We start from the raw sequence: 19,168 nt of genomic DNA, 5'->3' as shown, positions 1-19,168 counted from the left end.
GGAAGGCCACAAGAACTAACATTGGGGAGAGGTACCCCGTGTTATGGCGGTGCCGCCGTCCGTCAATCTTGAGCGACTGCTCAACCTGGTGCTAGCCTCTGTTTTGAGCGACTGCTCAAATTGGGGGCGATCACTGGTGCTGTACATCGAGACGCTGATCCGCGCGCCGATCGAACGGGTGTGGCAGCACACCCAGGACCCGGCCCGGCACAGCCGGTGGGACCTGCGCTTCACCCGGATCGAGCCGTACGGTCCGCACGAACGGTTCCGGTACGCCACCCGGCTGCTGCCCGGCCTGACGATCACCGGCACCGGACAGTCCGCAGGCGAACGTCGTCGACCGGACGGCTCCGCCACCTCCGTGCTGCGGTTCGCCTGCGACCACCGGCTGTCGCTGATCCGCTCCGGCCACGGCTTCTGGCGCTACCAGCCGACCGCCGACGGCGTACGGTTCTGGACCGGCTACGACTACACCCCCGGGTGGGGCCGCTGCGGACCGGTCGCCGACCGGATCTTCCGTCCCGTCTTCGGCTGGGCCACCGCCTGGTCGTTCGACCGGCTACGCCTGTGGCTGGAGCGCGGCGTACCGCCGGAGCGCAGCCGCGACCAGGCACTGGCCGAGGCCGCCGGCCGGCTGGCCCTGGTGGCCGTCGCCGTCGCGCTCGACCAGCGGCTCGCGCTGCTGGCCGTACCGCTGGCCGTGCTCGCACCGCCACTGCCCGGCACCCCGGCGGCCCGACGGTGCCGGCCACGCCACTATCGCCGAACCCCGGCGGTCCACATCGAACAGAAGGCAACCCGGTGACCTCGATCTTCCAACGGGCGCTCGGCGCCGACTTCGACCGGCTGCATCCCCACCTGCAGCGCCGCTTCGGCATCAGCAGCGCGCAGTCCACCGGCTGCGTCGGCACCGGCGTGATGGACCGGATCTGGCACGGCCCGGCGGTCACCCTGCCGTTGCTGCGGCTCGGGGCGACCCGCCACATCCTCTTCCCCGAGCAGGGCAGCAACGTCCCGTTCTGCATCGAGAACTACGCGTACCGCGACAGTTTCGGCCGGGAGACCGTGACGTTCGTCCGGTCCTTCGACATCGCGCCACACCGGCGTCGCCGATTCGACGCGACGATGGTCTACAGCCCGCAGCGGTCGGCCATCGTCGACTACCTGGGCACCCATCAGCACTACGGGGTGCTGCTGGATCTGCGGGTCGACCGGCGCGGCGCGCTGACCATCCGCACCGGCGAGCAGCGGTACGCCGGCCACCGGTTCCCGGTCGCCCTGTCCGGCGCGGCCGAGGTGCGGGAGTGGTGGGACGACGCCGACGACTGCTTCCGGATCGAGGTACGGGTGACCAACCGCTTCCTCGGTCCGGTCTTCGGGTACCGGGGCCGGTTCACGACACGGTACGTGGACACGGGGACGGCCCCGGTACCCGCTGCCGTGCGTCCGGTGCGGGAGAATCCCCGCATATGAGCTCTGATCCCCGGCCGGTGAGCCCCGACCCCGGGCCGGTCGGCCGCCGCACGCGCGCCGGGGCCCCGGCCAGCGCCACCAGGCAGCGCCTGATGGACGGGGCATTGCAGGCGATCCGCCAGCACGGCATCGCCGGGGTGTCCGCCCGCACCGTCGCCGCCTGCGCCGGAGTCAACCAGGCGTTGGTGTTCTACCACTTCGGCACGCTCGACGACCTGCTCGCCGCCGCCTGCCAGGCGGCCACCGCCGCCCGGGTCGCGCATTACCGGGACCGGTTCGCGGCCGTCCGGTCGCTGCGGGAGTTGCTGGAGCTCGGTCGTGACCTGCACGAGCAGGAGCGTCGCAACGGCAGCCTGGCCGTGCTCGCCCAACTGCTCGCCGGCGCGCAGGTCGACGACCGGCTCGCCGCACCGACGGCCGCCGCGCTGCGGTTGTGGACCGACGAGATCGAGCAGGTGCTGTGCCGGGTGCTGGCCGGGTCGCCGCTGGCCGAGCTGGCGGACCCGGCCGGGCTGGCCCGCGCGGTCACGGCCGGGTTCATCGGCCTGGAGCTGTACGACGGCATCGACCGGTCGGGTGCCGATGCCGCTGTGGCCACGTTGGAGCAGTTGGCGGTGCTCGCCGACGTCGTCGACGAGTTGGGGCCGATCGCCCGGCGCGCCGTCCGTGGCCGGCTGAGCTCCCGTCGTCGCTCCGGCCCACGCTCGCGGTAGTCCGCCGCCGGGCCGCAGATGGCGGGCCGCGGCGGTCACAGCGGCGGTCACAGCGGGCCGAGGACGGTACGCGGGTCCGCCGCCAACGCCAGGGTTTCCAGGATCGGCAGCAACTGGCGTTCCTCGTACCGGAAGTGCGACTCCATGACGGCCGCCAGGCCCTCCAGGTGCCGGTCCAGCTCGGCGGGCGCGGCGCAGGAGTCCACCGCCGCCTGCAGACCGCCCAGCAGGTGCGCGATCATCGAGTGGTCCTGCCGCAGGTAGTAGAGCGTGTCGCGCAACTCGGGGTGCTGTGCGGCGACGGCGGGGAACAGTTCGCGGTCCTCGCCCTCGTGGTGGGCGGTCAGCGCGGCGCAGAAGCCGTGGCAGTACAGCAGCAACTGCCTGGTCGCCGGTGCCACCGGCTCGCCGGCGGCCACCGCCTGTCTGGTCACGGCCAGCGCGTCGCGCAGCTTTTCGTGGGTGGTACGCAGCTCCCGGCTCCAGGCCACCAGCCTGGCCGCCGCGCCCGTACCCGTCGAATCGCCCTCACCCATGGGTGACGGGCGAAGGGACGACGGTGATCATTGTCGTGCTCCCTTCGGTCCGGCGCCTCCATGTCTGACACGGACTGCCACCGACACGCGACGCTGAGGCGACCTTAGCACCCATTGTCGACCCGGTCCGGCGTCACCCTCGTCCACCTGGATCGACTGTGGATCGGCTATTGCCAGGGGGTCGTATTTTCGATGGCGGAGGTGGCGGGCGGTTGATAGGATTGTCCTACGTCGAACTCACGGGGAGACAGACCACATGTTCAGCCTTCGCATTCGCGCCTGCATTTGTCGATGACCAGACCAGCGATCCGACGTCGTTTCGCTCGATAGTCGCCCGCTGCCGCGGCTGGGCCGCGCAGCCAGGTTCCCGGTCCCCGCCAATCCACTTACCGGGTGGCCCCGAAGTGGTCCACCGATTCTCAGCCGCCAGTCGTCACGCTGGTGGTGACCTGTCGACTCGGTACCCGTTCACGCCGTCGGACACTGCTGTCAACGTTGGCCTCCCGCACCGTGCGGGCGGTCCATGCTGGCTGTCCGAGGCCGGCCATGACGTTCCTGGATTCCGCAGGTCGATGTCAGCGGAGGTGATGCACGATGGAGACCGACTGAAGAATTCCTGGGCCCCGGTCAACGTTACCGACGGGCCGTGGGAAACCACTGCACGCCGTACGCGAGATACAGCTCCGGCTCGTCGAACTCCGCGTACACCTCACTGACCGCGTCCGGCTGAATCAGTTCCCTTCCGGGCTGCGGTGAATCCAGCAACCGCACCGGCTCCCCGGTCACTCGCCGCACCCAACTGGGCATTCGGTCAGGGTCGAATCGCACCCGCAGTTCGAAGCGTCGGCACCGTCGTGTCGCGGTCAGGACGTAATGCGGGTATGCGACCTGGCTCGGGCCCAGCCGGGTCACCACACAGAAGTCGCACGACTCACCGGCGGCGAGTGGCCGGGGCAGCCCGACGACCAGTTGTGAGCGCTGGGGCAGCGGTCGCTCGTGCCGGATCGTCCGACCGCCCCAGTGGACACCGGCCTCGATGTCGAGGCCGGTGCTGCCTGGCGGGCAGGGCAGCGACATGCCGAGGGTGATCTGGTCGAGACCGTCGTGGTCGGCCACGATCCGGCGTTCCTCGTACGCCTCCATCGTCGGGGTGTCCAGTCGCACCAGTACCCGCAGCCGGTCGACGTGCCAGCCCGCGCCGGCCGGTTGTGCGCTGCGTCGGCCCAGCTCCCGGCCGATAGCCTCGGCAAGCAGTTCCTCCGCCTCGTTGATCCGGCGCAGTGCGGTCCGGTCCTCGCGACCCAGCTGCCGGGCCAGCCAGGCGACCCGGCCCCGGAAATGGGTCTCCTGGGCCTGCGGGTGCAGCCCGAGCGCGACCCGGGCGGCGAGCGCCATGTCGTCGGGCAACTGCCGGGCCTGACCGTTGAGCTCGGCCACCACCCGTTCGCGCAACTGGGCAGGGTCGTCGGCCCGGCCGGCTCCACCGGTGCCGCAGAGCGCCCGCAGGTGGTCGCCGATCCGGCCGGACAGGTTGGCGGCGGACACCCCTCGGCCGGCCCGCAGTGCGCGCAGTTCGGACTTGATCTCCGTCACGGACACCAGATGTCACCGCCCTTCCAAGGAACGTCACCTTGTCCACTTCGTGACACCAGCGGCAGATTTTGTCATGTGTGCTGAGTTTCGCAGCCGGGCACCGGCGGTTGACACTGGTTCCCGGCGTGATCCGACGTGATCCGCTCCTGAGCCGGAGGCGTGTGCCACCGTGCCGCCCTCCGCAGCCCGGTCTGTGGGGCCGGGGCCGGTTCACGTAACCACGTGGACAACGGGGATGACTCCGGTACCCGCAGCGGTGCGTCCGGCTCGACCGGGCGTCAGCCCGGGGTGTGCGCCGCGCCCGCCGGGTCGAAAAGGGACTCCGGCGGGCCGGCGGCGACCGGGCCGGCCCGGTGCGGCGGCGGCGCGAGCTGGCGGGTCGGCTGCCGGCTGAACAGCCGTACGCCCCGGTCGGTGGCGGTGCGCGCGGTGACCGCGAGGGTGACCAGATGGACCGGGTCAGGTGGGGCGGTGAAGCTGCGGGTGCCCCAGCGGACCCAGATCGCGACGCGGCCGGCGGCGGCCTCGGCGAGCAGCTTCTCCACCGTACGGCGCCGATCGGTGTGGTCGATCTCGACCACGACCGGAGCGCCACCGGGCCGGGCGCAGGCGACGTCGACGACCGAGTGCCTGTCGGCCATCGGTGGCGGCAGCGGCAGGACACTGGCCGCGCGGCGGTACACCCGCCAGCCCTGCCGGGCACCCCAGTCGGCGACGGCGTCGACGAGCAGGGCGGTGACCTGGTCGGTGGTCAGGTCGGTGAAGGTCACCGTGGCGAGCCGGTCCGCCAACGAGCCGGCCACCGTCGTCGCCGGGTCGTCGCCTGCCGCCGGCTGGCCCGCAGCAGGGTCGCCACCCGCACCCGGGTCGGTCACAGCGGCAACCAGGCGATCACGTCGCGGATCTTGGCGTCCCAGTAGCTCCACAGGTGGTCGCCCGGTCCGAAGTCGATGGTGACTCCGACACCCCGGTCCGCGCAGGCGTCGCGGAACCGTACGTTGTCCGGATACAACTCGTCCTCGGTGCCGCAGCCGACCCAGAGCCGAGGCAGCGTCGCCGGGTCGGCCCGGTCGAGGACGGTGAACAGGTCGTCGTCGCTGCCGGTGACCTCCCGGTCGCCGAAGACCCGGTGCATCAGCGGGTCGGTCGCCGACACCGGCGGGCCGTGCTGACGGGCGCCGACATCGAGTACGCCGGAGAGGCTGGCCGCCGCCGCGAACCGCTCGGGCCGGCGCAGCGCCCAGCGCAGCGCACCGTACCCGCCCATGGAAAGGCCGGCGACGAAGGTGTCCTCGCGCCGCCGGGAGACCCGGAAGAACCCCTCGACCACCGCCGGCAGCTCGGTGGAGAGGAAGGTCCAGAACGGTGCGCCGTGCGCCTCGTCGGCGTACATGCTGCGGTTGACCTGAGGCATCACCACGGCGAGCCCCCGCTCCTCGGCGTAGCGCTCGATGGAGCTGTAGCGGGTCCAGGCGGTGGCGTCGTCGGTCAGCCCGTGCAGCAGGTAGAGCACCGGTGCGGCGCTGTCGCCGCCGCGCGCGGGGGCACCGATCCTGGTCCTGCTCTGCTGCGGCAACAGAACGGTCATCGAGGTGCCCTGCTCCAGGACGTCGGAGAAGAAGTCGACCCGTAGGAGTGCCATCCGCCCAGTGTGCCGGTTCGTCGTCGGACCTGACCCGGTGGCACCCCGTACGCCCGTTTGAAGGCCCGACAGAACGCCGCCTCCGACTGGTAGCCGAACCGGCGGGCGACCACGGGCAGCGGATCGTCGCTGCGTTGCAGGTGGTCGTGGGCCAGCTGCAGCCGCCAGGTCGCCAGGTAGCGGATCACCGGCTCGCCGACGAGGTCGGTGAAGCGGGCTGCGAACGCCGACCGGGACATGTCCACCTGCCGTGCCAGGGCGTCGACGGTCCAGCCCCGCTCCGGGGCCCGGTGCAGCGCGGTCAACGCCCGGCCGATCTGGTCGTCGCGCAGTGCGGCCAGCCAGCCCTGCCGGGCCTCCGGCGCGGCGTCCAACCAGGACCGGATGGCCTGGATCACCAGTACGTCGGCCAGGCGGGTCAGCATCGTCTCGCCGCCCGGCCGCAGCGCCTGCGCCTCCCGGGCGACCAGCCGCAGCGTGCTGTGCAGCCAGCCCGACTCGTCGTCGTCGAACCGGTCCAGGTGCAGCACCGCCGGCAGCTGCGCGATCAACCGGCGGGCGGCGACGTGGTCCGGGCGCAGCACCGCGTACGTCACCTGGGTGAGCTCCCCGCCGCCGCCGTGGCGCATGATCTCGTACCGGTCGCTGAGCTGCTGCACCGGAATGTCGAACAGCGGCAGCGTCGGGGTCGCGGGGGCGCTACGGAAGCGGTGCGGTACGCCGTGCGGGATCAGCGTCAAGCTGCCCGGCCCGATCAGGTACGGCTCGGCCCCGGCCACCTCCAACCAGTACCGGCCGGCGGTGACCACCTGCAGGGTCATGCAGCCGGGCAGCTCCGGCACGTCGACCCCCCACGGCGCGGTCAACTCGGCCCGGCAGTAGAGGGTGCCGGTCAGTCGGAACATGTGCAGCGTCTCGCCGAGCGGGTCGCTGACCGGCGGGACCACGCAACTGGGTGTCGTCCACACCTGCCCAGCATCCTTGGTGTTGTGCCGATCGTCCACTGCTCTGGACGATCGGCAAATAATGCCGGCAGCACGATCATTGTCCGGCCACGGCAGCCACGGCAGGCTGGTGACACGACAAGCGGCCTCCTGTTCCCCGGTGGGCCGCGCCGACCCGAAACGGGAGTTCCTCATGTCACGACCGTCAGTGCTCGTCACCGCGGCGACCGGCAAGACCGGCCGGCGGGTCGCCGACCGGCTCGCCGCACTCGGCCACCCGGTGATCCGGGCCAGCCGCAGCAGCGCCCAGCCGTTGCGCTGGGAGGACCCGGCGAGCTGGTCGCCCGCGCTGGACGGGGTGGACTCGGTCTACCTGTGCTACCACCCGGACCTCGCCGCGCCCGAGGCCCCGGCCCTGGTCGAGAAGTTCACCGCCGCCGCCCGCGACGCCGGGGTACGCAAACTCGTGCTGCTCTCCGGCCGTGGCGAGACCAACGCCCAGCGCTGCGAGGCGATCGTCGCCGACTCCGGTCTGACCTACGGCATCGTCCGCGCCAGCTGGTTCAACCAGAACTTCACCGAAGGCAGCCTGCTCGGCCCGGTCCTGACCGGCACGATCGCGATGCCGGCCGGCGGCGTGGCCGAGCCGTTCGTCGACCTGGACGACGTGGCCGACGTCGCCGTCGCGTTGCTCACCGACGACCGGCTCACCGGGCGGTCCTACGATGTCACCGGGCCACGGCTGCTGACCTTCGCGCAGGCGGCGGCGGAGATCGCCGACGCTGCCGGACGCGCCGTGACCTACCTGCCGGTCACCGCCGAACAGTTCCACCTCGGCCTGGTCGCCGAGGTCGGGCCGGACTACGCGCGACTGCTCACCGACCTGTGCACCGAGGTGTTCGACGGGCGCAACGCCGCACTCGGCGACGGCGTCGAGCGGGCACTGGGCCGCCCGCCCCGTGACTTCGCCGACTTCTGCCGGCAGGCCGCCGCCGTCGGGGCGTGGCAGCAGTGACCGCCGCCGCCGCCGGCCGGGCCGGGGCGGTGCCGCGTAGCCGTACGCAGGCGGTGATCCTCGCCGTCGCAGGTCTGGTCGTGGTCGGCATCGGCGGTGCGGTCCTGGCCGCCCCGGAGGCGTTCCACGCCGGCAACGACATCGAGTTCGGCGGCAACCCCAGCCTGCTCAGTGAGATCCGGGCCGCCGGTGGGGCGCTGCTGGCCACCGGCGTACTGGTCGCCCTCGGGGCGTTCGTCCGCCGGTTGACCTTCACCGCCGCGCTGGTCGGCGCGGCGGTCTACCTGGCGTACGGGCTGTCCCGGCTGTTCAGCATGGCGGTGGACGGGTTGCCGGCGACCGGGCTGGTCGCGGCCACGGTCGCCGAGCTGATCCTCGGGGCGGCCTGCGGGCACGTCCTGTACCGCCAGCGCGGCTGAGCCGCGCCTCGGGTCGTCGGGCCAGGTCGTCGGCGCGGCCGTCGGGCCGGGTCGTCGGGCCCGGGTCAACGGACCCGGGCGCGCCATCCGTCGAGGTCGGCGGCGAGCGCGTCGTCGCCGGCCACCCGGCACTGGTCGACGGCCACCTCCAGCAGCCGTTGCCAGGTCGGCAGGTACGCCGTCGGCCCCGGCACGGGCTGCCCCTGCCGTGGCCGGTGCGCGGTGGCGAACAGCGTGTGCGCCGCCAACACCAGCCGCCGCCCGTCGCCGTACGCCCGGGGCAGCACCTCGACGGCGAGCGCCGCCAACCGCGACACCGTGTCCAGCGACAGGCCGGACCACCATCGCATCGGCGTCGTCCAGATCAGCTCCGGCCGGTCCTGGCCGGCCAGCTCCTGCGCCAGCGTCGGCTGCCCGGCCGCGCCGGCGTGCCGCTGCACCGCCGCCGGCAGCGTCGGCGCGACCGCCCGGTCCAGCCACTGCGACGACGGCACCCACAGCAGGCCGCGACCCCGCAGGTTCGGCAGCACCAGCCGGGCCAGGCTCCGGCCGAACTCCGGCGGGAACGGCACCGGCGTGCCGGCGGCCGACAGCATCCCGTCGACCACCCGCAGTTCGGCCTCCAGCGCCTGCCGGTCCTCGTCCGGCGGCAGCCTGGCGACGATCGTCGCCGCCGGTAGGAATCCGTCGACGACCCGGCCGTCGACGAAGTTCAGCAGCGCCGACACGGCGGCGGCGCTGAACACGTACCCGCCGTCGGCGCTGTCGCTGTCGTCAGTCGTGTCGCCGTCGGCCCCAGCGGCGACGCTGTCGTCGGTCGTGTCGGGGTCGTCGCCGCCGCCGGAATCACTGTCGGGCTGGCCGTAGTAGCCCAGCGCGGCGTTCGCCGAGGCGACGGCGACCTGCGGGTCACCGTCGGAAGCCAGGGTCGCGGCGTTCGTCGCCAGCGTCCGGGCCAGGTCCCGCCGCTGCGGGTGCGCCGGGTCGCCGCCGGTCACCGCCAGGTAGATGGCCACCGCGCCGTCGGCGTCGACCTCCGCCGAGGCGGCCCAGCCCCGTACCGACTGGGCCAGCGCGCGACGGGCCAGCACATCGGCCAGCGACAGCTCCGCGTCGGCGACGGTGCCGACCGATCCGGCGTACGCCCGCTCGGCGTCGTCGAGCGCGGCCACCGCCGTGGCCGGGTCCCCGGCGGCGAGGTGCAGCGAGCCGAGTCGGTAGTGCAGCCCGCCCAGCCCGGCACGCAGTGCCGCGTCGTCCGGTGCGGCGGCGACCAGTTCGTCGGCGAGCGCGACGGCCCGGCGCTGGTGGTCGATCGCGCCCGCCCAGTCACCGCGTCGACTGTGCACGGTGGACCGGTCGATCGCCTCGGCGACACCGCCCGGGTGGGTCACTGGCCGCCGCGCAGGTCGTCGGGAACCTCGTCGACCAGGGCGATCCGCTCGAACGTGGCGGCGCAGCGCTGCCCGGTGGGGGACTGGGCGAGAAAGCCCACCCGGGTCGACCCGGCCGCGTCGCCGGCAAGCCGGAACAACCGGGCGAACTGCCACGACACCCCGTCGAGGGAGTAGTGGAACGCGTACGCCAGCCCTTTGCGCAGCACCCGAAGGTGGACAGTGGACGAATCGACGGTGACCGTGTTCGCGTCGTCCGACGTGCCGTTGGTCACCACCGTCACCACCATCGGCTGCCCCTGCGGCGAAAACTCGAAGCAGAGCTTCGCCCAGTGCTCCTCGTCGAGGCGAAGGCACAGCACCCCGGCGTCGAACGCGGCGGCGAAGTCGACCGTGACCCGGGCCGAGAGGGCGAACTCGCCCGCCGGACAGTCGAACAGCAGTGCTGGCGCGTCATGCGTACGGTAGGCACCGACCGGGTCGACGAACCAGTCCGTGCCGGCGCCCGCCGTGATCGACAGTGCCTGCCGGTCGGGGTCGTAGCCGGCTGCGACCGGGACGTGTTGCCAGGCCAGCGCCGGCAGGCCGGCGATCACCGGCGTGGGCGAGGTCGGTGGCGGGGACGGTGTCTGCGGTGTCATGGTGCCTCCGGGCGCATCGCGTCACGGACTCCGGCTGGGACTGTGATACTCCCACGGTCGGGCGCCCCGGGGTGGACCCACCGGCCGGCTTGACCCTCGACCAGGTCGAGGCCGCAGAGTCCTGGACGTGGAGAGCGACATGCACAGCATCGGCGCGACGGCACGGGCGAGCGGGTTGACCGTGAGCGCGCTGCGGTTCTACGACGCCGCCGGGGTGCTGACCCCGGCGACGGTGGACCCGCACATCGGCTACCGCTGGTACGCGGCGCACCAGTTGCGCGCCGCCCGGCTGCTGGCCGGGCTGCGTCGGGTCGGCCTGCCGCTGGCCGAGATCACCGAGGCGGTACGGGCGTTGCCGGACGTCGAGGTGGTCCGCCGGCTGCTCGACGACCACCTGCTGCGTCTGGTCGACGGGCTCGCCGACGCCCGCCGGGAGCTCTCCCGCATCCATGCCCTGCTCGATGCCGAGGAGAACGAAGTGACCATGCCCACCACCCGTGTCACCGTCGACGCCGTCGACGCGGCCCGCGCCCTGACCGCCGTACGGTTCGCCGTCGGCAGCGACCCGGAGATCCCCGCCCTGGGCGGGGTGCACGTCGAGGTCACCGCCGACACCGTACGGTTCGCCGCGACCGACCGGTTCCGGCTGGCGTACGCCGAACTCACGCCGACGGCGGTCGACGGTCCGCCGGTGTCGGTGCTGCTGCCGGGTACCTTCGTCGACGGCGTCCGCAGCCAGCTGGACCGCAACCCGCAGGTCGAGCTGACCCTCGGCCGGGAACCGGGTCGAAGGTGCGGCACCTGGCTGGCGGATCGCCGTCGAGCCGCTGGACGTCGACTTCCCCGACTACCGGGCGCTGCTGCCGGCCCGGGGTGCCGGTGGCCGTCGGGAGTTCGCCGTCGACGCGGCCGTGCTGCGCCAGGCGCTGGAGCCGGGACGGGCCCCGCTGGTGGTCCGCGAGCACCAGGGCGTCACCCACCCGGTCGCGGTGCTGGCGGCGACCGACGGCGGCACGGTCGAATGCGTCGACGAGGCCGCCTGGCGCGCCGCGCCGGACCGGTACGTCGCGGTGAACCGGGAGTTCCTGTTGCAGGCGGTGGAAGCCGCCGGTGGCGGTCAGCTGGTGCTCGACCTGGACGGGCCGATCCAGCCGCTGGCCGTGCGGCTGCCCGACGACGACCGGAGCTGTTCACTGCTGATGCCGATCCGGCACTGACGAACCCACCGACCTACGCACTGACGCCGGTACGGCGGCGCGTCGTAAAGTGGTCGGATGAGTGGCGAGGTCGTGCCGTCGCGGCGGGAACTGCGGATGTCCGATGCGGACCGGGAAGCGGTGGTCGCCCGGCTCAACGCGGCCGTCGCCGAGGGCCGACTGACCCTTACCGAGTTCTCCGACCGGGTCGACGCGGTGTTGCAGGCACGGACCTTCGGCGAGGTGGAACCCTTCGTCGCCGACCTGCCCGCCGTCGACCCGGTCGCCGCCGCCGACGTCGTGGAGCTACGCAGCCAGGCGGGGCAGTTGCGGCGTACCGGCCGGTGGAGCGTGCCGCGCCGGCTGGTGGTGCGGGCCAAGGCGGGTTCGGCGCTGCTGGACATGCGGCACGCCGTCTTCAGCCACCGGGTGGTGGAGGTCGAGCTGTCCACCCAGGCCGGGTCGGCGACGATCGTGCTGCCGCCCGGGGCGACCGCGAACGTCGACGGGGTGACCACGTCGGCGGGTTCGGCACGGGTCAAGGTGCCGGCGGTGCCGGAGCCGGGCGCGACGGCCCCGCATCTGGTCGTCACCGGCAGCACGGTCGCCGGCTCCTTGACGGTGCGCTACGAGTACCGGTTCTGGCGGTGGCGTTGGTAGGTGACGGGGCGCCCGTCGACCTCCCGCCCGATATCGCCAGCCACCGATGTTATCGATAACAGTTTCAGCCTGACGGGCGGATGTCGACCGGTGCCGGGCGGCTGAAACGTTGCTGTCGGTCGAGCGAAACGCTAGCCGGGCGGCGGCCGGTGTTCCGGCCCCACGAAACACGCCTGTTACCTATTGACGGGCGTAGTGTTATCGTTCACAGTCGATGGAACACCTGTCGGGGCGCGACCGGGAGTGAGCCGGCTGGCGCCGCCCGGGCTGGGTGCCAGCTCCGCCAACCGGGCTGGTGGGGCCGGATGTTAACGCTCACTGGCTAGGCCAACTGCGGCCAGCGGGCCCCGTGGTGCCGCCAGGCGTGCGGCTGCACCGCGCGGCCTGCGGTGACGGAGGAAGACATGGCAGGAACAGACCAGACCAGGCGTACCACCGACCGGAGATGGACCCGGCGCATCGCGGCGGCGGTCGCGGCGGTCCTGGCCGGCGGCGGCATCGTCGCGGTGACGACGACGTCCGCCTCGGCGGCGACGGTCGACACCAACGCGTGGTACGTCCTGGTCAACCGCAACAGTGGCAAGGCGTTGGACGTCTACAACCTCGCCACCAACGACGGGGCCCGGATCACCCAGTGGACCCGCAACAACGGCAACCAGCAGCAGTGGCAGTTCGTCGACTCCGGCGGCGGCTACTACCGACTGAAGTCCCGGCTCTCCGGCAAGGTCCTCGACGTCTACAACTGGTCCACCGCCAACGGCGCGGCCATCGTCCAGTGGACCGACCACAACGCCACCAACCAGCAGTGGCGCCTCGCCGACTCCGACGGCGGCCACGTCCGCATGATCAGCCGGCACAGCAACAAGGCCCTCGAAGTACAGAACGCGTCGACCGCCGACGGCGGCAACATCGTCCAGTACGACGACTGGGGCGGCACCAACCAGCAGTGGCAACTCGTCCGCGTCGACGGCGGCGGCAACCCCGACCCGGGCCCCACCACACCACCACCGAGTACGGGTCTGTAGGGAAAACTTGACAGACCCGTCGCCGGCAGTGGCACCTACAGCACCGACTACGACTCCTTCTGGTGCTGCCAGGGCACCGGCCTGGAGGTCAACACCGCGCTGGCCGACTCCGTCTACTTCCACGACGGCACCACGCTGACCGTCAACCTGTTCATGCCGTCGGTGCTCAACTGGGCGCAGCGCGGCATCACCGTCACCCAGACGACCAGCTACCCGGTCAGCGACACCACCACCCTCACCGTCACCGGCAACGCCGCCGGCACCTGGACGATGCGGATCCGGATTCCCGCCTGGACCAGCGGCGCGACGGTCAGCGTCAACGGCACCCAGCAGGGCATTGCCACGACGCCCGGCAGCTACGCCACCCTCACCCGGTCCTGGACCTCGGGTGACACCGTGACGGTCCGGCTGCCGATGCGGGTGATCATGGTGCCGGCCAACGACAACCCCGACGTCGCCGCGATCACGTACGGCCCGGTGGTGCTCTCCGGGAACTACGGCAACACCGCGCTGAGTGCCCTGCCCAACCTCGACGTCGCGTCGATCACCCGGACCAGCACCAGCTCGTTGGCGTTCACCGCGACCGCCAACGGGGCGACGTCGGCCTCGGGCCGTTCCACGACGCGCACGGCCACAACTACACCGTCTACTGGGCCACCACGCCCGGCGGCGGCAACCCCGGCACGGCCAGCTTCCGGCTGGTCAACGCCAAAAGCAACCTGGTGCTCGGGGTGCAGAACATGTCCACCGCGACCGGGGCGCGGGTGCTGCAGTGGGCGGACAACGGCACCAACGACCACCGCTGGCGGCTGCGGTACCGGTCCAACGGCTACTTCCGGATCCAGTGCGCCAACGGCGGGAAGGTGCTCGGGGTCGCCGGCGGATCCACCGCGCAGGGAGCGCAGATCGTGACCGCCGACGACACCGGAGCCAGCCACACGCTCTGGCAGTTCGTCTGACCGGTGCCGGTCAGGATCGGGCTGGTCGTCGGTACCCCGGCGGCCAGCCCGTCACCGGTCACCGGCCAGCCCGGTCACCGGTCGACGACGTCGGCCGCCGCCATCACCCGCAACGCGTTGGCGTCGACCCGCAGCCGGACCGGCGTCCGACCCGACAACTCGCCGTCGATCTCGACCCGCGCCGGGCGGTCGGTCTCCACCAGCAGCTCACCGACGGCGAGGAACGGGTCGTGGCGCAGGGTCCGGCGATGGCCGGTCGCGGCGTTGCGCACCGTCGCGCCCAACAGGCTGCGGCGGGTCGGCCCACCGACCGGGTACGCCACCAGCAGCCGATCGTCGGCGTTGGCGTCGGCGGTGATCGGCCGCCCCGCCTGGTGACCGCCGTTGGCGACGTACAGCTGATGGGTGGTGAATTCGCGGGTCCGGCCCTCGGCGCGGACGCTGACCCGCAGCGGCCGGTGCCGGGCCATCAACGCCGCCGCCGTCGCCGGGTAGGCCAGCTTGCCGACCACCCGTTTGAGCCGGGGCGGGGTACGCAGCATCACGTCGGCGGACAACCCGATGCCGACGTGGTTGGCGAACGGCAGGTCACCGGCGAGGCCCAGGTCGACGTCGATCACCTTGCCGCCGGTGATGACGCCGACGGCGTCATCCAGGTCGAGCGGGATGCCCAGGGTGCGGGCGAAGTTGTTGGTGGTGCCCAGCGGCAGCAGCCCGAGCGCGATGTCGCGGTGGGCGAGCAACCGGGCGGCGGCCCCGATCGTGCCGTCCCCGCCGCCGGCGACCAGCAGGTCCGGGGCCAGCCCGACCGCCTCGTCGAGGTTGCGTTCCAGCTCGCCCGGCTCGTCGACCGGGTACGTGGCCAGCAGGTCGAAGCCGGCGGCGGTCAGCCGCTGGCGGGCGTCGCTGTAGAGCTGCCGACCCCGCCGCGACTTGGCGTTGACGATCAGCACCGCCCGCCGCTGCCGCCGGATGGCGTCACTGAGCTCCTGCTTGGTCCGCACCGTCGCACCCTATCGCCACTGCCTGTGCGGACACTTTCGGGCGGGAGTGCGTCGGGCGGCGGTCAGGCCGGCGACGCCGATGCCGCCGCGAGCGCGTCGGCCAGCGCGTCGGCCGGGTAGGGCGCGGTCGGGTCGCGGATCACGGCCTGCCAGAACCCGCCCATGATCGTCGCTACCGCCGCGTACCGCCGGACCAGCGTGACGGCCTCCCGTGGCAGCCGTGGATGGTCGTCACCCGGCCGTGACCGAAGGTAGTCCAGACACGCCGGCCAGGGCTCCCGCAACGCGTTGCCGATGACCGCGAAGACGAGGTGGGTGACGGTGTAGCAGCGGTCGTAGTGGCGGTGTCGCCGCAGGAACGCGTGCTCGGCCGGATCGAGGTCGAAGTCGGCGTGCGCGGCCAGGCCGAAATCGGCGACGTAGATCTCGTGGCCGTCGGTCAGCAGGTTGTGCGTGTGCGCGTCGAAATGCGCGAAGTCATTCTCAGCGAGGAGCCGGGTGGTGCTTTCCAGCGACCGGTCGACCATCGCGTAAGCGGCCGCAGCGGACGATCCACCTGTCGATCGATGTGGGTTCCATCGGTTCGGGGCGTACCGGCAGGATCCGCCAGTGGTGCAGCAGCGGGAAGCTTGCCGACCGGCCTTGTCGCACCCACTCCGACACGGTCCGGTGGGCGGCCAGCTCACGCCACGCACCGAACCCGGCGGATGCCACGCCGTACTGGTAGAAGGTCGGCGGCTCGAACAGGTTGCGGGTGCAGCCGTGGTGTTCGACGCGCAACTCGAGGTCGGTCAGGGGGGACGCGTTTGACGAACACCGGGCCGCCGGCCACGTCGATCGACGCCGTCGTGCCGCCGATCCCGGTGCCGAGCGCCGTGGCGTCGGTCAGCAGACCGCACAGCTCGGTCTCGTCGAGACCACTGAGCCAGGCCGTTACGGTACGGTCGCGGGCCAGCCGGTCGATCGGATCCCGCCCGGCGTCCGCGACCTCCATTCCTGTGTGGTCCGGCATGTTCGCACCGTAGTCGAAGGGTCCGACAAGACCTGTCCGCCGGCCCCGCCGGCCCCGGTGGCCAGCGGTCGTACCTGGTCCGGCGGTCAGGACCCGGTCAGTACGTCGTACAGGTCCGGCCGGCAGTCGAGCGCGGCGGCCCGCAGCGCGGCCACCCGGGCCACCTGCTCGTCCGGCGGCAACGCCCGCAGCCCAGCCAGCGCGTCGACGACCATCTGCTGCACCGGAGGCCAGAACTCGTCCGGCCCGGCGTCGCGGCCCTGCAACCACAGGCCGGCGGCGGCGCGGGCGGCCTGGATCGGCTCCCAGCCCGCGACGTCGTCGGCGGCGGCGCCGCAGGCCCAGGTGCCGGCACCGTCGAGAATGGTGTCCTCGATCGACTGCTGTCCAGTGATCACTGTCCCGTCGCCGTATACGACGAGTTCCAGGTGGACGCTGTCGCGGCGCTGCACGACCGGGGTACCGTGCCGGCTGGGCTCCTCGACGACCTGGGTCGGTGCGTCGGGCAGCCGGCTGAGCAGGGCCAGGGCCCGCCGGGCCGGTTCGACGATCTGGGCCAGCGCGGGTTCGTGCAGCCGGGTGACGCAGACCCGGGGCGCCTCGTCGGTGCAGACCAGTGCGGTCGCCTGCGGGTCCGGCCGGACGGCCGCTCCCGGTGGCGGGAACAACGCCAACGCCGCGACCAGGCCGACGACGGTGGGCAGGGCGGCCAGCAGCCGGGCCCGCCGGCCGCCGGCGGCGTACAGCGCGAACCCGGTGGCGGCGAGGGCGGCGAACCAGACCAGTTTGCCGGCGACGACCCGAGTGTCAACGATGGAGTACTGGTCGGTGTCGCCGAGGTAGGCCGGACCGAGCAGCAGAACCGGACGGTCGCTGTCGGCCGATCCGATCGCGAGGACCACGACGGCGGCAAGGCCGCCCAGGGCGAGCAGCGCAGCGGTGAGCCGCGACGGCAGCAGCCGGCCGACGCCGAGGCCGAGCAGTCCGGCAGCGGCGATGCTCAGCGAGCCGGCGAGCAGCGGCCAGTACCAGCCCGGCGGATGATAGGTGGCCGCCAGCAGGGCGCGGCCGAGCCCGTCGAGCAGCCCGCCGACGTACCCACCGGCCAGGCAGCCGGCGACCACCGCCGCCTGCGGCGCGACCCGGGCCCACCCGGGGCGGGCAGTGGCGGCGAGCAGGTCGGCGATGCCGGCAGCGTGGTCCCGTCGGCCCTGCCAGGCCCCGGCGGCGAGGGCCAGCGGCCACAGCAGGTCCAGACCGGCGTGGTGGGCGAGGACCGTCGCCATCCAGGCACCGTCCCAGCGTTCCGGGTCAGCGGTCAGCAACGCCGCCGCGAAGGCCAGCCCGAGACCGAACCACAGCGCGGCGGTCCGCCGCACCTCCACGAAGAAGATCCGTCCAATCATCGCCCCGCCGCCGCTTCGTTGATGTTCACACCCGGCAAGACGGCACCGTAGAGGTCCCCGGTTCTTCCTCGTGAGTGACCTGCGTCTCACCGTGTCGGTCGGTGCCGGGTTGGAATCCGCTGGACTGCCGCCACCAGCGGCGGCGATGGTGGACGGTATGCGGGCCGACGACATCTGGAACGACGAGACCGCGCGGCACTACGACACCCCCGGCACGGGCATGTTCGCCGCCGAAACGCTCGACCCGACCGTGGACCGGCTGGTCGCCCTGGCCGACGGTGGCCCGGCGCTGGAGTTCGCTGTCGGCACCGGTCGGGTCGCGGTGCCGCTGGCCGCCCGAGGAGTCCCGGTGACCGGCATCGAGCTGTCCCGGCCGATGCTACGGCAGCTGCGGACCAAGGCGACCGCGCAGCAGATCCCGGTGATCGTCGGCGACATGGCCACCGCCACCGCACCGGGCCGGTACCGGCTCGTCTACCTGGTCTACAACACCATCTCCAACCTGCTCAGCCAGACCGAACAGGTCGCCTGTTTCCGCAACGCCGCCCGCCACCTCGTCCCCGGTGGCCGGTTCGTGGTCGAACTCGAGGTGCCGCAACTGCGTACGCTGCCGCCGGGCAGGGAGGCCACCGTCTTCCACGCCGACGACAGCTACGTCGGCCTGGACACCTACGACCTGCTCACCCAGCACCTGGTGTCGCACCACTTCCGGATCGACGGCAAGGGGCAGGTGAGCCTGTTCCGCAGCCCGCACCGCTACGTCTGGCCCGCCGAGATGGACCTGATGGCGCAGCTGGCCGGCTTCGAGCTGGAGTCCCGGCACGCCGACTGGTCCGGTGCCGAGTTCACCGCGGAGTCGACCTCGCACGTCTCCGTCTACCGCCTGCCCGGCGGCGACGTGGCGGCCGGTACCGCGACCACGTCGGCGACCGTGGCGGCGGCACCCGCCGGCCTGCACCCCGACTACCCGGTCCGTACCGAGCGGCTGCTGCTGCGGCCGCTGACCGACGCCGACGTCGACGACCTGCTGAGCTACCGCAGCCGGCCGGAGGTCTGCCGGTACGTGCCGTTCACACCGATGACCCGCGACGACGTCGTCGCCCGGCTGGCGACGATGTGGGCGAACACCGGACTGACCGACGAAGGTCAGGCGCTCACCCTCGGCATCGAGGTCGCCGCGACCGGCCGACTGATCGGCGACGTGGTGCTCTTCTGGCACAGCCGCGCGCAGCGCGGCGGGGAGATCGGGTACGTCGTACACCCTGACGCCAGCGGCCAGGGTTACGCCACCGAGGCCGCCCGTGCCCTGCTCGGCCTCGGGTTCGACCAGCTCGGCCTGCACCGCATCGTCGCCCGGATCGACGAACGCAACACACCGTCGGCCCGGCTCGCGCGGCGCCTCGGCATGCGCCAGGAGGCCCGGCTGGTGCGCAACGACTTCTTCGAGGGCGAATGGAGTACGGAGCTCGACTTCGCGATGCTCGCCGACGAGTGGCCGGCGTACCGTGACGGACGGACATCCGTACGGACCTGAGG

At 72.5% G+C, this 19,168-nt stretch carries 20 protein-coding genes and 3 pseudogenes; 11 read left to right on the top strand and 12 right to left on the bottom strand.

Features of this window, described 5'->3' with window-relative positions; all coding sequences use genetic code 11:
* The first annotated feature begins 136 nt into the window (after positions 1-136).
* The 3 genes from O7608_RS30630 to O7608_RS30620 all read left to right on the top strand — a co-directional run bounded on the left by O7608_RS30630 (position 137) and on the right by O7608_RS30620 (position 2,186).
* Positions 137-805, top strand: a complete 669-nt coding sequence (locus tag O7608_RS30630; RefSeq protein WP_289207851.1) for a hypothetical protein — start codon at positions 137-139, stop codon at positions 803-805.
* A complete protein-coding gene (locus O7608_RS30625) occupies positions 802-1,473 on the top strand; it encodes a DUF4166 domain-containing protein (RefSeq protein WP_289207850.1) in 672 nt (223 codons plus the stop codon). The genes O7608_RS30630 and O7608_RS30625 overlap by 4 nt, the downstream gene beginning before the upstream one ends.
* A gap of 92 nt (positions 1,474-1,565) precedes the next feature.
* Complete coding sequence (locus O7608_RS30620; RefSeq protein WP_289211104.1) at positions 1,566-2,186, top strand: TetR/AcrR family transcriptional regulator; 621 nt, start codon at positions 1,566-1,568, stop codon at positions 2,184-2,186.
* Between the two features lie 47 nt (positions 2,187-2,233).
* Here the strand turns inward: O7608_RS30620 and O7608_RS30615 are convergent, their stop codons facing one another.
* From O7608_RS30615 to O7608_RS30595, 5 genes are all read right to left on the bottom strand, one after another.
* Positions 2,234-2,722: a hemerythrin domain-containing protein gene (locus tag O7608_RS30615; protein WP_289207849.1), complete on the bottom strand. Its 489-nt coding sequence runs from the start codon at positions 2,720-2,722 to the stop codon at positions 2,234-2,236.
* Positions 2,723-3,355: 633 nt separating this feature from the next.
* Positions 3,356-4,321 (bottom strand): hypothetical protein, encoded by a 966-nt coding sequence (locus O7608_RS30610; RefSeq protein WP_289207848.1) that lies wholly within the window; start codon positions 4,319-4,321, stop codon positions 3,356-3,358.
* Positions 4,322-4,593: 272 nt separating this feature from the next.
* Positions 4,594-5,190, bottom strand: coding sequence for a hypothetical protein (locus O7608_RS30605; RefSeq protein ID WP_421357581.1), 597 nt, complete (start codon positions 5,188-5,190; stop codon positions 4,594-4,596).
* Entirely contained in the window at positions 5,187-5,957 is a 771-nt protein-coding gene (locus tag O7608_RS30600; RefSeq protein WP_289207847.1) for an alpha/beta hydrolase, read from the bottom strand. Before O7608_RS30600 ends, O7608_RS30605 begins: the two co-directional genes overlap by 4 nt.
* Entirely contained in the window at positions 5,900-6,925 is a 1,026-nt protein-coding gene (locus O7608_RS30595; protein WP_289207846.1) for an AraC family transcriptional regulator, read from the bottom strand. Before O7608_RS30595 ends, O7608_RS30600 begins: the two co-directional genes overlap by 58 nt.
* 169 nt (positions 6,926-7,094) lie before the next feature.
* On the opposite strand from O7608_RS30595, the gene O7608_RS30590 reads away from it, so the two are divergent.
* Both O7608_RS30590 and O7608_RS30585 read left to right on the top strand, forming a co-directional pair.
* Positions 7,095-7,916 carry an NAD(P)H-binding protein gene (locus O7608_RS30590; protein WP_289207845.1) on the top strand — a complete coding sequence of 274 codons (822 nt, stop codon included), beginning with the start codon at positions 7,095-7,097 and terminating at the stop codon, positions 7,914-7,916.
* On the top strand, positions 7,904-8,335 hold the full coding sequence (locus O7608_RS30585) for a DUF4345 domain-containing protein (RefSeq protein ID WP_289207844.1): 432 nt from the start codon (positions 7,904-7,906) through the stop codon (positions 8,333-8,335). The genes O7608_RS30590 and O7608_RS30585 overlap by 13 nt, the downstream gene beginning before the upstream one ends.
* Before the next feature lie 65 nt (positions 8,336-8,400).
* On the opposite strand, the gene O7608_RS30580 is transcribed toward O7608_RS30585, so the two are convergent.
* Both O7608_RS30580 and O7608_RS30575 read right to left on the bottom strand, forming a co-directional pair.
* Positions 8,401-9,729 carry a hypothetical protein gene (locus tag O7608_RS30580; RefSeq protein WP_289207843.1) on the bottom strand — a complete coding sequence of 443 codons (1,329 nt, stop codon included), beginning with the start codon at positions 9,727-9,729 and terminating at the stop codon, positions 8,401-8,403.
* Positions 9,726-10,370 carry a DUF1349 domain-containing protein gene (locus O7608_RS30575; RefSeq protein ID WP_289207842.1) on the bottom strand — a complete coding sequence of 215 codons (645 nt, stop codon included), beginning with the start codon at positions 10,368-10,370 and terminating at the stop codon, positions 9,726-9,728. The genes O7608_RS30580 and O7608_RS30575 overlap by 4 nt, the downstream gene beginning before the upstream one ends.
* A 139-nt stretch (positions 10,371-10,509) precedes the next feature.
* Here O7608_RS30575 and O7608_RS30570 point away from each other — a divergent pair.
* The 4 genes and pseudogenes from O7608_RS30570 to O7608_RS32090 form a co-directional block, all read left to right on the top strand.
* A pseudogene (locus tag O7608_RS30570) lies at positions 10,510-11,587 on the top strand (DNA polymerase III subunit beta family protein).
* Positions 11,588-11,644: 57 nt separating this feature from the next.
* Positions 11,645-12,226 (top strand): DUF1707 SHOCT-like domain-containing protein, encoded by a 582-nt coding sequence (locus O7608_RS30565; protein ID WP_289207841.1) that lies wholly within the window; start codon positions 11,645-11,647, stop codon positions 12,224-12,226.
* A gap of 404 nt (positions 12,227-12,630) precedes the next feature.
* Positions 12,631-13,239, top strand: a pseudogene (locus O7608_RS30560) (RICIN domain-containing protein); the annotation flags it as partial.
* A gap of 165 nt (positions 13,240-13,404) precedes the next feature.
* Positions 13,405-13,608: pseudogene (locus O7608_RS32090) on the top strand (hypothetical protein); the annotation flags it as partial.
* Between the two features lie 137 nt (positions 13,609-13,745).
* On the opposite strand, the gene O7608_RS32085 reads toward O7608_RS32090, so the two are convergent.
* Positions 13,746-13,886, bottom strand: coding sequence for a hypothetical protein (locus O7608_RS32085; RefSeq protein ID WP_353850592.1), 141 nt, complete (start codon positions 13,884-13,886; stop codon positions 13,746-13,748).
* 105 nt (positions 13,887-13,991) lie between these two features.
* Between O7608_RS32085 and O7608_RS32080 the strand changes: the two genes are divergently transcribed.
* Complete coding sequence (locus O7608_RS32080; RefSeq protein ID WP_502959152.1) at positions 13,992-14,210, top strand: RICIN domain-containing protein; 219 nt, start codon at positions 13,992-13,994, stop codon at positions 14,208-14,210.
* Positions 14,211-14,284: 74 nt separating this feature from the next.
* Here the strand turns inward: O7608_RS32080 and O7608_RS30550 are convergent, their stop codons facing one another.
* From O7608_RS30550 to O7608_RS30535, 4 genes are all read right to left on the bottom strand, one after another.
* Positions 14,285-15,214: a diacylglycerol/lipid kinase family protein gene (locus O7608_RS30550; protein WP_289207839.1), complete on the bottom strand. Its 930-nt coding sequence runs from the start codon at positions 15,212-15,214 to the stop codon at positions 14,285-14,287.
* 62 nt (positions 15,215-15,276) lie between these two features.
* Positions 15,277-15,741, bottom strand: coding sequence for a BUD32 family EKC/KEOPS complex subunit (locus O7608_RS30545; protein WP_289207838.1), 465 nt, complete (start codon positions 15,739-15,741; stop codon positions 15,277-15,279).
* 155 nt (positions 15,742-15,896) lie between these two features.
* Positions 15,897-16,226 carry a hypothetical protein gene (locus tag O7608_RS30540; RefSeq protein WP_289207837.1) on the bottom strand — a complete coding sequence of 110 codons (330 nt, stop codon included), beginning with the start codon at positions 16,224-16,226 and terminating at the stop codon, positions 15,897-15,899.
* A gap of 86 nt (positions 16,227-16,312) precedes the next feature.
* Positions 16,313-17,632 carry a hypothetical protein gene (locus O7608_RS30535; protein WP_289207836.1) on the bottom strand — a complete coding sequence of 440 codons (1,320 nt, stop codon included), beginning with the start codon at positions 17,630-17,632 and terminating at the stop codon, positions 16,313-16,315.
* 70 nt (positions 17,633-17,702) lie between these two features.
* Here O7608_RS30535 and O7608_RS32075 point away from each other — a divergent pair, with 70 nt between their 5' ends.
* Entirely contained in the window at positions 17,703-19,166 is a 1,464-nt protein-coding gene (locus O7608_RS32075; protein WP_353850475.1) for a GNAT family N-acetyltransferase, read from the top strand.
* Positions 19,167-19,168 lie beyond the last annotated feature (2 nt).

The organism is Solwaraspora sp. WMMA2056 (assembly GCF_030345095.1).
Classification (GTDB): Bacteria; Actinomycetota; Actinomycetes; order Mycobacteriales; family Micromonosporaceae; genus Micromonospora_E.
Note: the sequence above shows the minus strand (reverse complement) of the source record. Positions and strands in the feature narration are given on the sequence as shown.

Coding starts and splice junctions, on each gene's coding strand:
- O7608_RS30620 (WP_289211104.1), top strand. CDS start 1,566: ATGGACGGGGCATTGCAGGCGATCCGCCAGCACGGCATCGCCGGGGTG.
- O7608_RS30615 (WP_289207849.1), bottom strand. CDS start 2,722: ATGGGTGAGGGCGATTCGACGGGTACGGGCGCGGCGGCCAGGCTGGTG.
- O7608_RS30600 (WP_289207847.1), bottom strand. CDS start 5,957: ATGGCACTCCTACGGGTCGACTTCTTCTCCGACGTCCTGGAGCAGGGC.
- O7608_RS30590 (WP_289207845.1), top strand. CDS start 7,095: ATGTCACGACCGTCAGTGCTCGTCACCGCGGCGACCGGCAAGACCGGC.
- O7608_RS30575 (WP_289207842.1), bottom strand. CDS start 10,370: ATGACACCGCAGACACCGTCCCCGCCACCGACCTCGCCCACGCCGGTG.
- O7608_RS30565 (WP_289207841.1), top strand. CDS start 11,645: ATGAGTGGCGAGGTCGTGCCGTCGCGGCGGGAACTGCGGATGTCCGAT.
- O7608_RS32080 (WP_502959152.1), top strand. CDS start 13,992: ATGTCCACCGCGACCGGGGCGCGGGTGCTGCAGTGGGCGGACAACGGC.
- O7608_RS30545 (WP_289207838.1), bottom strand. CDS start 15,741: ATGGTCGACCGGTCGCTGGAAAGCACCACCCGGCTCCTCGCTGAGAAT.
- O7608_RS30540 (WP_289207837.1), bottom strand. CDS start 16,226: ATGCCGGACCACACAGGAATGGAGGTCGCGGACGCCGGGCGGGATCCG.
- O7608_RS30535 (WP_289207836.1), bottom strand. CDS start 17,632: ATGATTGGACGGATCTTCTTCGTGGAGGTGCGGCGGACCGCCGCGCTG.